Source organism: Nocardia sp. CS682 (genome assembly GCF_004634405.1).
Taxonomy (GTDB): Bacteria; Actinomycetota; Actinomycetes; order Mycobacteriales; family Mycobacteriaceae; genus Nocardia; species Nocardia ninae.
In genome coordinates this window covers 133728-148603 of record NZ_CP029710.1, presented here as the reverse complement: position 1 = coordinate 148603, position 14876 = coordinate 133728, and the positions used below count along the sequence as shown (strand labels likewise).

At 66.6% G+C, this 14876-nt stretch carries 12 protein-coding genes and 1 pseudogene; 8 read left to right on the top strand and 5 right to left on the bottom strand.

What is annotated here, in order from left to right; translation table 11 throughout:
* The first annotated feature begins 263 nt into the window (after positions 1 to 263).
* Complete coding sequence (gene helR, locus DMB37_RS00700; RefSeq protein ID WP_167768666.1) at positions 264 to 2462, top strand: RNA polymerase recycling motor ATPase HelR; 2199 nt, start codon at positions 264 to 266, stop codon at positions 2460 to 2462.
* A 73-nt stretch (positions 2463 to 2535) separates the two neighbouring features.
* Positions 2536 to 3483 (top strand): non-homologous end-joining DNA ligase, encoded by a 948-nt coding sequence (gene ligD, locus DMB37_RS00695; RefSeq protein ID WP_135237249.1) that lies wholly within the window; start codon positions 2536 to 2538, stop codon positions 3481 to 3483.
* Positions 3484 to 3545: 62 nt separating this feature from the next.
* Here ligD and DMB37_RS00690 read toward each other — a convergent pair whose 3' ends face one another.
* Positions 3546 to 4604 (bottom strand): AraC family transcriptional regulator, encoded by a 1059-nt coding sequence (locus DMB37_RS00690; RefSeq protein WP_135230962.1) that lies wholly within the window; start codon positions 4602 to 4604, stop codon positions 3546 to 3548.
* Positions 4605 to 4672: 68 nt separating this feature from the next.
* Between DMB37_RS00690 and DMB37_RS00685 the strand changes: the two genes are divergently transcribed.
* The 4 genes and pseudogenes from DMB37_RS00685 to DMB37_RS00670 all read left to right on the top strand — a co-directional run bounded on the left by DMB37_RS00685 (position 4673) and on the right by DMB37_RS00670 (position 8668).
* A complete protein-coding gene (locus DMB37_RS00685; RefSeq protein WP_240772175.1) occupies positions 4673 to 5455 on the top strand; it encodes an NAD(P)H-dependent oxidoreductase in 783 nt (260 codons plus the stop codon).
* A 267-nt stretch (positions 5456 to 5722) separates the two neighbouring features.
* Complete coding sequence (locus tag DMB37_RS00680; RefSeq protein WP_206055146.1) at positions 5723 to 6715, top strand: BtrH N-terminal domain-containing protein; 993 nt, start codon at positions 5723 to 5725, stop codon at positions 6713 to 6715.
* 236 nt (positions 6716 to 6951) lie between these two features.
* Positions 6952 to 7859: pseudogene (locus DMB37_RS41855) on the top strand (aldo/keto reductase).
* A gap of 248 nt (positions 7860 to 8107) precedes the next feature.
* A complete protein-coding gene (locus DMB37_RS00670; protein ID WP_135230960.1) occupies positions 8108 to 8668 on the top strand; it encodes a hypothetical protein in 561 nt (186 codons plus the stop codon).
* A gap of 358 nt (positions 8669 to 9026) precedes the next feature.
* Here the strand turns inward: DMB37_RS00670 and DMB37_RS00665 are convergent, their stop codons facing one another.
* Positions 9027 to 9467, bottom strand: a complete 441-nt coding sequence (locus DMB37_RS00665; protein WP_135230959.1) for a nuclear transport factor 2 family protein — start codon at positions 9465 to 9467, stop codon at positions 9027 to 9029.
* Positions 9468 to 9749: 282 nt separating this feature from the next.
* On the opposite strand from DMB37_RS00665, the gene DMB37_RS00660 reads away from it, so the two are divergent.
* Positions 9750 to 10985 (top strand): FAD-binding oxidoreductase, encoded by a 1236-nt coding sequence (locus tag DMB37_RS00660; protein WP_135230958.1) that lies wholly within the window; start codon positions 9750 to 9752, stop codon positions 10983 to 10985.
* A 168-nt stretch (positions 10986 to 11153) separates the two neighbouring features.
* Positions 11154 to 12080 (top strand): RNA polymerase sigma factor SigJ, encoded by a 927-nt coding sequence (sigJ, locus tag DMB37_RS00655; RefSeq protein WP_135230957.1) that lies wholly within the window; start codon positions 11154 to 11156, stop codon positions 12078 to 12080.
* A 45-nt stretch (positions 12081 to 12125) separates the two neighbouring features.
* On the opposite strand, the gene DMB37_RS00650 is transcribed toward sigJ, so the two are convergent.
* From DMB37_RS00650 to DMB37_RS00640, 3 genes are all read right to left on the bottom strand, one after another.
* A complete protein-coding gene (locus tag DMB37_RS00650; RefSeq protein ID WP_135230956.1) occupies positions 12126 to 12944 on the bottom strand; it encodes an LLM class flavin-dependent oxidoreductase in 819 nt (272 codons plus the stop codon).
* Positions 12944 to 13792, bottom strand: coding sequence for an alpha/beta fold hydrolase (locus DMB37_RS00645; protein ID WP_135230955.1), 849 nt, complete (start codon positions 13790 to 13792; stop codon positions 12944 to 12946). The genes DMB37_RS00650 and DMB37_RS00645 overlap by 1 nt, the downstream gene beginning before the upstream one ends.
* A gap of 176 nt (positions 13793 to 13968) precedes the next feature.
* The gene (locus DMB37_RS00640) at positions 13969 to 14817 is read right to left on the bottom strand and encodes an NAD(P)-dependent oxidoreductase (RefSeq protein WP_135230954.1); all 849 of its coding nucleotides are present in this window, start codon (positions 14815 to 14817) and stop codon (positions 13969 to 13971) included.
* Between the last annotated feature and the right edge of the window lie 59 nt (positions 14818 to 14876).

The window sequence follows — 14876 nt, the reverse complement described above, 5'->3', positions numbered from 1 at the left end:
GTGATGCCGCACAATTGCTCGCCTAGGTCAGAACCCTGTGAATGGAGATTTCGGGTGCGCGTGTGGTGGGCGACGAACAGGTCGCGGGGCGACGAGGGGGCGGTTGTGAAGCTGCGAGGCCGCGACCGAGTGACGGCTGCGACCGTCGCACTTCGCACCGAGGCGGCAGCCGCGACGCTGCTGGGGCCGGTCCGGCAAGGGTCGACGGTGTCGGCATGAACACACGGGAGATGGTCGTAACAGAACAAGAAGTGAAGGGGCACATGCCAACCCACGGGTACGAAGACGAATTGCAGTCCGAGCGCAGCTATGTTGCCGGGCTCTACACGCGGCTCGATGCCGAGCGCGCCCGCGTGAAGGGCAGGTACGCGGCGGCGTTGCGCGGGAACGACGGCACCCCGATGGAACGGGATTTCGAGGTGCGCGCGCTGGCCAAGGAGGCGATGCGGCTGGACGTGGCGGACAACGGGCTGTGTTTCGGTCGATTGGACACGCTCACCGGCGAGCGATCCTACATCGGCCGGATCGGGCTGTTCGACGAGGCGAACGAGTTCGAACCGCTGCTGCTCGATTGGCGGGCCCCGGCGGCGCGTCCGTTCTATGTGGCTACCGCCGCGACACCGGAGAACATGCGTCGCCGGCGCCAGTTCCACACCCGTGGGCGTCGGTTGGTCGATTTCACCGATGAGGTGCTCGGCCGTCCGGAGGGCTCCGAGCGCGGGGACGCGGCGTTGCTCGCGGCGGTCAACGCGCCGCGCGGTGATGGGATGAACGACATCGTGGCGACGATCCAGGCCGAGCAGGACGAGATCATCCGGCTCGACCATCCCGGCGTGCTGGTGATCGAGGGTGGGCCGGGCACGGGAAAGACCGTGGTGGCGCTGCACCGTGTCGCGTATCTGCTCTACACCCAACGTGAGCGGATGGAGCGGCAGGGTGTGCTCGTGGTCGGACCCAATCCGGCGTTTCTGAACCACATCAGCCGCGTGCTGCCGTCGCTGGGCGAGACCAACGTGGTGTTCACCACCACCGGCGACCTCGTGCCCGGCCTGCGCGTCACCGCTGAGGACACGCCGCAGGCGGCTCGCCTCAAAGGTTCACTGCAGATCCTGGACGTGCTCGCGGCGGCGGTCGCCGATCGCCAGCGCCTACCCTGTGAGCCTCAGCTCATCGAGTTGGCGGATGTCACGGTGCGAATCGACGCCGAGATCGCGGGGTGGGCCAGAGAAGAGGCGCGGGCGAGCGGGCGGCCACACAACGAGGCACGCGAGGTGTTCCAGGAAATCCTTACCTGGGCGCTCACCGAACGAGCGATCGCCCGGATCGGCAAGGGCTGGCTGACCCGCTCGGACACCGAAGCATGGGAGCAGTTGCGGGAAGACCTGATCGCGGAGCTCGCCGACAACGCCGCGTTCACGGCCGCACTCGAGGAGTTCTGGCCGATTCTGACACCGGAAACGCTGCTGGCCGAGCTTTATACGTCCGCCGAACGACTACTCGCGGCGGGCGGCGACGAGGCCCTGTTGCGTACCGACGGCACCGCCTGGACGGTCTCGGACGTGCCGCTGCTCGACGAATTGGTCGATCTGCTCGGGCGCGACAAGCCCGTCGACCAGACCGCCGAGCGGGAACGCAAGGAGCAGGCGCAGTATGCCGCCGGCGTGCTGGACCTGATGGTGGGTCGCGAGGACATGATGGACGACGAGGACCACCTGTTCGCCCAAGACCTGCTCTACGCCGAAGACCTGGCGGATCGTTTCCTCGAGCGCGACACTCGGGAACTCGCCGAACGCGCTGCGGCGGATCGGGATTGGACCTACCGGCATGTCGTCGTCGACGAGGCGCAGGAGTTGTCCGAAATGGACTGGCGGGTACTGATGCGACGCTGCCCTGGCAAATCGTTCACCGTGGTCGGCGATCTGGCTCAACGCCGGTCGGCCGCGGGCGCTACCTCGTGGGACGCGATGTTGCAGCCGTATGTGCCCGGCCGGTGGATCTACCGGTCGATGACCGTGAACTACCGCACCCCTGCGGAGATCATGGCCGTTGCCGCTGCGGTACTCGCCGAGTTCGCCCCCGATGTACAGCCGCCGGAGTCGGTGCGCGCGTGTGGAGTCCAGCCGTGGGCGAAGCGGGTGCGCGCTGACGAATTGCCCACTGTCATCGAGGAATTCGTCCGCGAGGAGGCAGGTCGCGAAGGTACCAGCGTGGTGATCGGGCCGCCGGATGTGCCCGGTGCGGTGGCGGCATCGGAGACGAAGGGGTTGGAGTTCGACGCCGTTCTCGTCGTGGAGCCGGAACGGATCCTCGCCGACGGACCGCGCGGTGCGGCCGAGCTCTACGTCGCGTTGACCCGCGCCACCCAGCGCCTCGGCGTGCTGCACCAGGGAGAATTGCCGCAGGCCCTGACCGGACTCGCCGAAACCGGGACTCCCGCCCCGGTCGGGAGCCGACCACAGTAGTTATTGGCGCGACCGTCCCATACTTACCGATTGCTGGATATATGCTGATCTTGTGCAATCAGCGCCGGCGCCGATGCTGGCCGTCTCCGGGCGGCCACCGGCAGACACCGGTCTGTGGGCGATCGAGATGAAGTGGGACGGCATTCGCGCCCTCGGCCGATGGCACGGCGGGCAATGCCGGTTCTACAGTAGGAACACCCGCGATATCAGTGGTTCTTTTCCCGAGTTGACCACTGCTTTTGCTGGTCTCCTCGATGGCATGGACGTGTTGGTCGACGGAGAGATCGTGGCACCCGAGCCGGGCACCGGCGTGCCATCTTTCCGTCGGCTACAGCGCCGGATGCACGTGGTCCGGCCCACCGCCGAACTCTTGCGTGAAGTGCCGGTGCAATACCTCGTTTTCGATTTGCTCGGCGTCAACGGAGAGTCGATCATGGCGCTGCCCTATGCCGAAAGACGCGCCCGACTAGACGAATTGGCGATCGACCTACCCCTCACTCGCACCCCGCCCTACTACGTCGACGTCACTTCGGCCACCATGCTCGAGGTCGCCAGGGACCACGGACTGGAAGGCATCATCTCCAAACGCCTCGACTCCAGTTATCAGCCCGGCCGCCGCTCCCCCGCCTGGATCAAAACCCCGCTACGCAAAACCACCGAGGTGGTCATCGCCGGCTGGCTCCCCGGCAACGGGCGCTACTCCGGCATCTTCGGCTCCATCGTGATGGGTGCCTACGACGCGGCGGGCCGCCTCGTGCACATCGGCAACGTCGGCACCGGCTGGACGATGCGAGACCGCAAGGTCCTCCAGTTCCGCCTCAACGAAATCACCCGCCCCGACACCCCTTTCGACATCCCACCGCCACGCTCCGTCACCGCATCGGCGCACTGGGTCGAACCCGAACTCGTGGCCGACATCGAATACCGCGAGGCCAGCGCCGACGGGCTCCGCCACCCGAGTTGGCGCGGTCTGCGGACCGATAAGGCGCCGCACGAAGCCAAAACGCCGGATCTCGGCTGATATCCACCCGGGTCCGCACGCGGCATCGCCGGTACTGGAATCTCAAGGGGATACCCGATTGGTTAGCGCGAGACCGAGACCCCTGTCCTCGTCGCACGCGTGCGGCGTGAGCGCGTGGCGTGGTTCGATGCTGTCGAGATCCACCCGGACGACGACTCGTCGCGGGGTGCGGCCCGCACCAGCGCTGCCCGGAACTCGGTGGGACTCGTCCCGCGGAGCCGTTTGAAGGCCGCGCTGAAGCCGAAGGTGTCGGAGTAGCCGACCGTGTTCGCCACCTGGGCGACGCTGCGAGCCGGGTCGGCGAGCAGTTCTTCGGCTTCGGCCATGCGCCATTCGGTGAGGTAGGCCAGTGGCGGTTCGCCCATCACTTCGGTGAAGCGCCGAGCGAACAGTGCGCGCGAGACCGCCGCCTCGGCGGCCAGGCTCGCCACGGTCCAGCGGTGGAACGGCCGGTCGTGGATGGCGGTGAGCGCCGGGCCGACGATCGGGTCGGCCATCCCCCGGTACCAGGCGGGCGCGCAATGCTGCTGTTCGGCGAGCCAGGTGCGCAACGTGCAGACCAGTGCCCAGTCCAGCAGCCGGTCCATCAGCGCCTGCGAGCCCGCGCTGAAACGGACTGCGTCGGCGGCGGATTGCTCCAGCCACAAGCACATTTCAGGGTCTTCGTTGATCACCATCACCTGCGGGAGCGCTCGCAACAGCCGTTCGTGGCGTCGCCCCGATGCCCGGTAGGCGCCGACGAGCAGCGAAGTCTCGCCTGGCACACCGGTTGTGGATGGCGTGACGATCAATTCCGATGCCGCGCAACTGGTATCGGCCGGGCCGAATCCGTCCGGCACGAAACAGGACAGCTCGTAGCGCTCGTGCGGACGGTCGAGCGCGTCGGGCGCGTCGGCAAGGTAAAAAGGTTCACCCGCCTGCACGAGCGCGGTGTCGCCGGCGACCAAGCTCGTGCGCGATCCATCAGCGAGCACCAGCGTGCCGTCGCCACGCAGCACCGTCACCATGATCAGGGGCGCACGGTCGGCGAAGCGAATCGTCCACGGCGGGCGCAGCACGGCATGGGCCACGACCGATCCCTCGGCACGAATGCCGCTCAGCAACGAACTCAACGGGTCCACCCTGCCATCGTAGACGAATTCCTATCGAATGAAGATGATCACCCATAGATCGTCCACACGATCCGCGGTTGACTGATGCGACCGGGCCCGACCAGCCCGCACCCGATCGAACAGGAGAACGCACCGTGACCCAGTCCGCCGCCACCATGACCCCCACCGCCGGATCGAGCACCACCGATTCCGCCACACCGGGCGCCACCGCGCTCGTGGTCCTCGGCCACCACCGCTCCGACTCGCTGTCCGCTCATATCGCCGGCCGCGCCGTCGGCCGCCTCGCCGCCGCCGGGTACACGGTCGACTTCCTCGATCTGCAGGCCGAGAACTTCGACCCGCGGATGACCGTCGCAGACCAGCCCGAGTGGGGCAATCGCGACAAGGTCTACTCCCCCACCACCGAGGCGCACATGCGGCGCCTGCTGGCCGCCGAGATCGTGGTCGTGGTGTTCCCGGTCTACTGGCAGAGCGTTCCCGCCCTGCTCAAAGGCTGGATTGATGCCGTTTGGAACTACGGTTTCGCCTACGGCCGCAGCAAGCCGCGCCTAGCAGGCAAGCGCATCCTGTGGCTCGGATTGGCCGGAGCGACAGCCGATGACGCGATCATCCCCGGCATGCAGCGGCTACTGGAAGCCCAGCTCAACGACGGCTTGGCCTACTACAGCGGTTTCGCGGACTCGCGGGTAGGCCTGCTTCCCGATGCCGAGGAGCAGCCCCAAAGTATCGACGCCGAAGGCAATCTCGTGATCGGCGAGGCGATCGACGGGGACGCGCGGACCGCCCACTACGCCGCCTTCGACGCGAAGGCCGATGGCTTCGTCGACGCATTGCTCGCCGCGAGTCACGTCGCCGCCTGAAAGGGGGTTGAAGAACATCCCGCGCACCGATCCGAGCGACGGCCGGACCGAATTTCGCCGGGTAGTGCCGATCTTTCTCGAGGCGGGCCAGAAGTCCGGCCGGGATAGCGTTGGACTCTCCCACCACGGGAGAGTCCAACATAATGGCAGCGCGATTTCTTCGCCGTCCAAGAGTGCGGGCTGTACGTGAGGCCGTTCCCGCTTGGGCAAGCGGAAGCGCCGAGAGAAGAGTGATGATCGCTGCCCAGGAAGGGTGTCCGCATAGCCATGCTGATCGACATTGATGCCCGCGGTATGCGGCATTGTGAGACAACCGCTTTGGGCGTGCTGCTGCGACAGCATGGGCTCGAGCTGTCCGAGCCGATGATGTTCGGTCTCGGCTCCGGACTGTCGTTCATCTACTGGGACAGTAAGAGTATGGGCTTCCCCTTCCTCGGCGGTCGGGTCAAGCCGTTCGAACTCACCAGAAACCTGGCCACCCGGCTCGGGCTGGAGCTCTTGGTCCAGGAGACCAGCTCCCCCCGCAAGGCGTGGGAGAACCTGGTTGATCTCCTCGGCGCCGGCCACCCCGTCGGCCTTCAGCTCGACAGCTACTACTTGGACTACTTCAAGTCGAAGGTGCACTTCGGCGGTCACGTCGTCGCCATGTACGGCTACGACGACCACGACGCCTACCTAGTGGACACCGACCAGCAAGGCGGCGCGGTGTCCACCACGCTGACCAGCCTCGCCCAGGCCAGGGCCGCGCGTGGTCCGATGACCGCCAAGCACCGATCCTTCGCCCTCACTGCTGCGCAGGACCCGCCTTCCCCGCAGAGCCGGATCGTTCCCGCCATCACCGCCTGCGCCGACGCTTTCCTCAACCCGCCCATCGCCAACCTCGGATACCGCGGCATCGAAAAGGCGGGCAAGCTGGTACCCACCTGGTTCGAGCGGACCGACGACCCGCAGCGCGACCTACCGCAAGCCGCCCTCTTGATGGAGCAGGCAGGCACCGGCGGCGCCCTCTTCCGCAACTTCTACCGCGACTTCCTCGCCGAATGCACCCAAACCCTCGCCAACCCCCACCTGCGCAGCGGTCACCGGTTGTACGTCGAGGCGGCGACCGGTTGGACACAAGTCGCCGCACTGATCGCGCAAGCCGGTGAGTCAGGCGATGCGCAATACCTTGCCCGAGCAGGCGCCCTCCTCAGCGACCTCTCCCGGATCGAGCGCGAAGCCATGCAGGCGCTGAGCCGGCTCGAGAGTGAGCTGAAGTAGCTGGTGGTGGCCCCGGATAACTTTGTTGTCCAGCGACACCTGCAGACCGTCGCAGCCACAGCGGCGAAGATTTCGGGGCTTTCCGAGCCTGGGATAGCGGCTGGCGGGCACGACCGCCTGCGGTGCAATACATTCGCGCACACCGCTGATCGCGCACTGGCTGAACAGAGAGCTGGTGTTCCGGGGCGCTCGGCGGCTGCGGAATTGTGGTTTTGCCGTGTGGCAGACTGACTTTCATGGTTTCGGGCGGGATGGATGCGGCGGCTGGGGGATCCTGGAAGCTCGGCGAGTCGACGGTCAATCGGATCGGGCTGGGCGCGATGCGGCTTCCGCAGTACGGTCAGGCGTTCGCAGCGGATGCGGTGCCGCGCGATCGGGGTGACGCTGTTCGGGTGCTGCGTCGGGCGGTCGAGCTCGGGGTGAATCACATTGATACTGCCGCGTTCTACTTTTCCCGATTGCGCTCGGCGAACGAGCTGATCAATCACGCACTGGCTCCGTACCCCGATGAGCTGGTCATCGCCGCGAAAGTCGGGCCGCGCCGCGATCGGTCCGGGAATTGGCTGGAGCCGGCCACACCGGGGCAACTGCGCGGTGAGGTCGAGGAAATCTTCGCCAACTCGGCCGCGATCATCTCGACCTGGTGTATCTGCGGCGGTCCGGCCGCGACTCGATCGCCGAGCATTTCGGTGTGCTGGCCGAGTTGCGCGAGGCCGGGCTGATCCGTCACCTCGGGGTCTCGAATGCCACGCCCGCGGATTTGGCCGAAGCGCAGGCGATCGCCCCGGTGGTGTGCGTACAGAACCCGTACGGGCTGGGCCACCGCGGCGACCAGGACGAGTTCGTCGACGCCTGCGGTGCGCAGGGAATCGCGTTCGTGCCGTTCTTCACCATCGCCGGTACGGGTCGGGAAGCGGGTATTACGCCTGGCGAACACCCGGAAGTCGGTGCGATCGCCCACGCTCACGACGCCACACCAGCGCAGATTCGCCTGGCATGGGCATTGCACCGCGGTCCGCATCTGCTGCTCATCCCCGGCACAGGTGACCCGGACCACCTGATGGACAACGTGGCCGCGGCCGGACTATCGCTCACGCCAGACGAGTTGACCCGGCTCGACGCCGTACACCGAGCCCAACACTAAGGACGAACTCCAAGCGGCAGGCGTGAAATCGACCCAAAACCGCCGGTTGACCGATGACACATCGGGTCGCCCTGTTGGTCGGACGATCAGGAGGAAGTGTGGCTGGCATCGGCCGAGAGGCGAGTGGCATCAGTTCCCCCTGATCGACTGTCCAGCAGCGGATTTCGCAGCGTACATCGGCACATGCTCAGGAGCGCGCATCAACGGATGCCCGGGTCCGCCGAGTTCAGCGCAACGAAGTTCCCCGCATGATGGTGGGCATGACCGATGCGCGACCAGTGTCCGATTTGCTGAACTCCGGCCATTTCGGCAACGACGCGATCAGGGCAGTCGAATCCTTGAACGAGACCGGGCGTGCGGCCGAGTGCCCTCAATTCACCGATCGTCTGGTGGCTGCGCTGCTGGATGGTCTGCGGGCGTTGGACGCTCTCCCCCGCAACGATCCGTTCTGGCGGTCCACCAACGGCATCGCCACCTTGACCAAGGTGCGCAACCATGCCGCACAGCGCCTTCGTGCCGCTCCCGAGGACGGCGCAGCCCGGTGGGTACTGGTCGCAGCGGAGGTCGCTGTGGGCGGCGACGACGGTGGGCTGGCGTGGCTGGGTCCGTTGATCGCGGCCGACGCGGCCCTCGTCGACGATGCCGTCACCATCGCTGACATCCTGGAGAACCTGATCGGATCGGATGCCTCGCAAGCTCTTCGGCTCGCATGCAGCGGGGTCGATCGCGAGCAGCTGAGGCACATTGCCCGCACCGAAGGTAATGCGGCTGCTCAGCGCGTACTGGCTCTGTTCGACGGCGACCGCTGACCGCAATCCGCGGTTGACGCCGGGGGTGTGTTCGGCGGATTCGGCGAGGAAATCGAGATCCTTGGCGTGGTCGTGGTGGGTGTGGGCGCGGAAGACGATGTCGACCCGTTGTCCTTCACTCCGGCCACGGTTGTCCGCGCTCCAGCCGCTGCGGGTGGTCGACGCGCTAGGCGGCGGTGGATGCCATGGGGAACCTCTCCGATCTGATGTTCTGCCAAGGATCGGGGCGCGCGGCGGAATCTCCAGCGAATTGTTCGGCGGCAGTGGCGAATTCGGTGAAGGTCATCGGCCGAAGACGGTGTGTCGGCTGACGTCACCGTCGACCGGCCCGGGTATCCCGAGCCGGTCTGCGGTTTCGTCAGGCAGGTTGGTCCTTGTCCGCGGCGAGCCAGACTTGCATGTTCTCCGGGTTGATCGGAATCGAGATGTGTTCGTGGGTGATCAGCCAGCCGCCGTTCGACCGGTGCAGGCACACCGTCTCGCGGACCCAAATCGACGCTTGCAGACCACCTTTGCGGGTTCCCGAGTCCAGGTGCAGCATGTTGGCGAAGGCGACGTCGCCGCTGGTCCGCACGGTGCGGTCGTGGGTTTGCAAGCTGATACGGCCCTCGTAGCCGTCGAACCAGCGCAGGAAGTTGCGGCGCACCTCGTCGTGCCCGGCGAACCGGAGTGGGGGTACGACGTCGTAGTAGACGATGTCGGGGTCGTAGTGCTCCATGAGTCGATCGATGTTCTTCGACTGCTGTGCCTCAGCACGGTCGGCGAAGAACGCCGCGAGTTCGGAATCGTTGGTAGTCATCGCGTCCTCTGTTCGGGATTCCGACCGGCACCGGTTCGCCGGCGACGGCCGCTGTGGTTCCGCTACTCCGACGACGCCGCCGTCCGGAATGTGAGGCGCGCTGCGGCTGGGCCGACGGCGCAACGCCCATCCAAGAGGTCGCCGCCCAGCGAAATTGCCTCCGCGAGCTGCACATTCGGCCCGAAAATTGCCATAGGCGAAAATTTCCGGAGTCGGCTAGGGTCGGTTTCATCCCAGGGCCCCGGGGTTCGAAATATCGGTCGAACTCGCTGTGGAGGAACAATGTCTGACCATTCCGACGTCGTCGTCATCGGTGGCGGAATACTAGGGTGCACAATGGCGCTGCACCTGATCGAAGCCGGTGCCGGAAGGATCCTTCTGCTGGAACGCGACGGGCTCTTCCAGGGCACCAGCGCAGCTGGCGCCGGATTCCTGGCAAGCTGGACACCATTCGCCGCAGAGCAAGCCGTCACCAGCTACAGCCTGGACTACTACGCCCGGCTGCAAGCCGAAGGCCACGACATCGACCTGCGTCGCAACGGGATCCTGTCGCTGGACGCCCGAGCGTCCTCATTGCAGGAAATCAGGGACAGCAGGGCGGAGTACGGCGAGCAGGCCACCGTCCTGGACGCGGCCGAAGTCGAGGCGCTGACCCACGGCCTGATCGCGGGCAGTGGAATATCCGGTGGATTGTTCGCGCCAGGCGGTGCGCAGGTCTTCGCGCCGAAGGTCGGGGCAGCCCTTGCCGAGCGGCTGCATCGTTACCCGGGAGTGGTCGACGCGCGGCGGCCGGTAACCGCGCTGCGGACCCGCGGCGGTCGCATCGTCGGCGTCGAAACCACCACCGGGACAATTGATTGCGCGGCCGTCGTGGTAGCGGCGGGCGCCTGGAGCAACGAATTGCTCGCTCCCCTCGGCATATTTCTGCCCACCGCACCGCAGATCACCTCACGGATCATCACCGAGAACCTCGACCTGCCCGGCACCCTGCCCGCGCTGTTCCTTTCGGGTCTGATCCCCGAGGATCCCGACGGCGGAACACTATTGTGGGTGCGCCGCCACGACGGCGGCTTGCTGTGGGGCGGCACTTACGACACGTACCCGCGCAACATCCTGCTGGACGCCCCGATGCCGGAACGGCTCGACGAAATCCCTTACGACGGTGTGCGGGAACTGCTGCGAGTGGCCGCACGCGCCGACACCGTCATGCCGGCCCTTGCCCGGCGATCCAGCATCACGGTCGAACACGGCGCACCCTGCTACACCCCTGATTGGCGTGCACTGGTCGGGCCGGTCGCCGCGGTCGAGGGCCTCTATGCCCTGACCGGAGACAACGAAGCCGGGTTCACCCACGGCCCCGGCCATGCCAAGGTTCTCACCGACCTACTCCTGCACGGAACCAGCGAGCTGACCCCCGCCGACGACTGGAGCCCCGACCGTTTCGGCGATCAATACGCCACCGAAACCGCCGTCATCGAGGCCTATCTCGACTACCAGAGGTCGTTTGCCGCCAGGTGAGCTTGTTGCCGTGGGCCTTGCTCGGGCCCACCGCTGGTCGTGGGTGGCGGCGAACGTCCCCGCCGCCCACGCCAGTTCCCGCGCGGTCGCCCTGGCAACATCACATTCCGGACGGCTGTTTCGTCGTAACGATGTGAGCGGAAGCAACAGCGGAAGATCGGCGACACGATGACCACCGATGCGGGGCCGGACGGGCGGCTCGATCCGAGTCTGGACACGATCATGAGCGAGCGTCGGCAGCTGATCAATCTCGCGTATCGGCTCCTCGGTTCGCTTGCCGATGCCGAGGACGTCGTGCAGGAGACCTATGCGCGCTGGTATGCCATGTCCAGGAATCAGCAGCGGGCCATTGCGTCCCCGGGTGCCTGGTTGACGAGAGTCGCGGGCCGCATCTGCTTGGATCTGCTCGGTTCGGCGCGCGTCAGGCGGGAACGCTATGTCGGCGAGTGGGTTCCCGAACCGCTGCCCGACCGCGGTGAGTGGAGCGAGGGCACCGACCCTGCCGACCGGGTCACCCTGGACGAGTCGATCACCATGGCTTTTCTTGTCGTGCTCGAATCGATGACCCCGGCCGAGCGCGTGGCGTTCATCCTGCACGACGTTTTCCGCTACCCGTTCGCGGAAGTGGCCGAGATCGTCGGTCGCAGCCCGGCCGCGTGCCGTCAGCTCGCCACCTCAGCGCGCAGGCGCATCGATGCCGCGCAGCCCGCCGCGGCACCTACCGCCGAGCTGGCGCGCGTCGTCCGAGGGTTCAAGCAGGCGTGGGAAGCCCGGGACATCAACGCCCTCATCGGTTTCCTCGACCCCGCCGCGACGGCCATCGCCGACGGCGGCGGTCAGGTCAACGCTGCACCGCGCCCGATCGAGGGTAGCGAGCAGATCGCCCGCTACCTCGCCGACGTCTCAGGCCGGGTACGCGGTGTGACGATCCTGGAGCGCACGGTCAACGGCCAACCCGGTCTGGTGACCCAGATGAACGGCACCGTTACGGCGGTGGTGGCGTTCGATATCTCGGACAATCGGATCCGACGCATCTGGGCTGTCCGCAATCCCGACAAGCTCCGCCAATGGACGACCGCACAGCTCATTCGATAGTGGCCGGCCGGTGTTGCCACGCAAGCGAACTGCCGAATCGCACCGTCACCCTTCGACCGGCCCGTCGCGGAGTACACCGCGCAGCTGGTCCAGTGTCACGGTGTCCGGCTCGAACTCGGCCAGCCACCAGGTGGCGCCCGCTTTGGCGTAGGGCGCGGGGTCGGCGTTGGCCGGGAGGGGGACGGCGATGTCGAACGGGGTGGTGTTGTGCTGCCGGAGGGCGGTGAGGGTGGTGGCGATGTCGGCGAGTTGGTCGGGGTGCTCGAGGTTGACGGGGAAGAAGCCGTCGTGGCGGGCGGCGCGGCGCAGCGGGCGAAGGTTGCCGGGGAATCCTGCGGCCCATACCGGTACGCCGGGGCGTTGAATGGGAGTGGGCAGGAAGGTGATTCCGTCGACGGTGTAGTGCTCGCTGTGATGGTGCACCGGCTCACCGGACCAGGCAGCGGTGAGGATCTGCAGTGATTCGTCGAGCATCCGGCCGCGGCGCCGGTCGTCGAGTTCTTCGCCGGTGGCCGATAGTTCTTCGGCGAAGCGGTTGCTGCCGAGGCCGACGCCGAGGGTGAGGCGGCCGCCGCTGAGGCGGTCGAGTGTCGCGGTTTCCCTGGCGACCTTGGTGGGTCGGCGGCGGGCAAGGGGTGTGACCATGGGGCCGAACCGGAGGTTTTCGGTGGCGGTGGCGATCGCGGCCAGGGTGATCCACGGGTCGGCCACCTGCCGGACCGGCTCCCGCCAACGCACGTGGTCCCAGACGAACATGCCGTGCCAGCCTGCCTCCTCCGCCTCGGCGGCGAGTCGCGCTACCGCGACCGGGTCGGCGAGATCATCGAAAATCGGTAGCCAGAGTGCCGACTGCAACGTGGTCATCAGAGACCGCCTTTGGTGTGCTGAAGCAGGGCCGGGACGAACACATCCCAGAGCGGCTTCGGTAGGTCGTGCCCGGCGCCTTCCAGGATCAACAGCGTCGCGCCGGGAATCGTGTCGCGCAGCGAATATCCGTGCGGGAGTGGGAAAACCGGATCGTGGTCGCCGTGCACCACCAGAGTCGGCGCCTTGATGGCGGCGAAGTCGCGGGACGCCCCGTCGAAGCTCATCGCGTAGTGGTTGACGAGGGTGGATCCGATGTCGCGAGTGCGGGCCACGTCCCGCTCGACCAGTGCGCGGGTGGCGGATTCGTCGAAGTAGGGTGAGCCGCCCGAGTACAACTTCGCCGAGGCGACAACATAATCCACTACCGCGCGGGAATCAGTGGGGTCCGGGTCGGCAGGGGTGCTGAACTCCTCCGCCGACGGCGGAAGTCCCTCCGCGCCGGTGGAAGTGGAGACGAACGTCAGGGACGCCACCCGGTCGGGGTGGTCTACACCGAGAATGAGCCCGATGCCGCCGGACATCGATCGGCAGACGATGTGTGCACGCTCGATGTGCAGGGCGTCGAGGAGACCGAGTGCGTCCGCGGCCAGGTCGGTATACGCGTAGCCCGGCTGCCCCTTCGGGTAGCTGGTGGATCTACCGGTGTCCCGGTTGTCGTAGCGGATCACGAACCGGTCGCCGCGCGAGATCTGTTCGCACAGTTCGGTTTCCCACCACAGCATCGAGGCGGATGCGCCATCGATGAGCAGGATCGCCGGGTCGGCGGGATTGCCGAAGGTCTCGAAGCACAGCTCGACCTCGTTGAGCTCGACGAGTTGCTCGCCGTGCGAAAGGGAATCGGTCATGGAGGCAACGCTAGACCGCACGGTCCGTCACCAACAGCGCCAGTTTTCGATCGATCAGCGAGGTGACTCGCCAGCCTGGATTCACGTCCGAGGTGGAACTGCGGCATTTCACCGCGCTCGGCCGCCCAGGCCGACGTGGACTCGTTCGGCCGGGCGATCGTGAGCCAGGGACGTCGCTAGCCGACGAGCGCCGCGGCGTCGTAGGTCGGCTGATAACCGAGCTGCCGACGAGCTTTGCCGGAATCGTAGACGCGGTCGATGGTGGTCGGCAGTGGCCAGCCTTGCTGCTGGAACAAGGCGACGATGTCGGGCGCTCGTTGTTCGAGCAGTGGTCTCGGGTCGTGCCACAACTGCTGGGTGTCGTTGGGGCGGAACACCATTGGCCCGGCAATGTTGAATGCGCCGGTTACCTCAGGGTGTTCAGCGGCCAGTCGGTGGGCGCGGGCAACATCGCGGACGTCGACCCCGCGATAGAGCCGGTGGGCAGCCCGGATAGCAAGCTCCTCCGGGAAGCAGCGGGCGATGCGCAGCACGACTGCGGTGAGCGTCCGATCACCTTCGGCGACAAGCTTTTCCGCGGCGAGCTTGGTTTCGTCATAGATGTCGCGCGGCCGAGGTTCCAGCGTTTCGTCGACCCAGACCGCGCGATCGGCGGGCACCAGTGCGTGGCCGTATACCGAGGTGCTGCTGGTGTAAACCATTCGCCGGACACCACATTCGGACGCCTGCTCGAGCAGCGCGGCGGTGGCGTCCACGTTGACGGCACGGAACTCGTCGTCGCCGACCCGGCCGACGTGCGGAGCGTGCAGCGCAGCGGTGTGCACGACAACCTCGGCCCCCTTCAAGGCGCGTGCTCGAAGTTGCGGGTCGCGCAGATCGCCTCGATGGGTGGTCCACTGGCCGGGAAGAACATCCCAGCCGCGCACCTGCCAACCCGCCGCGTGCATTTCCTGCGCGACGGCAGCTCCCACCACACCGGACGAACCAGTTATCAAAACTACTGCCGACTCCACGGACTCCGACATTACCCGCGTGGACGCCGACCCCGACATACCTGCTGACCGCGCACCTCAGCGGCTGAGGT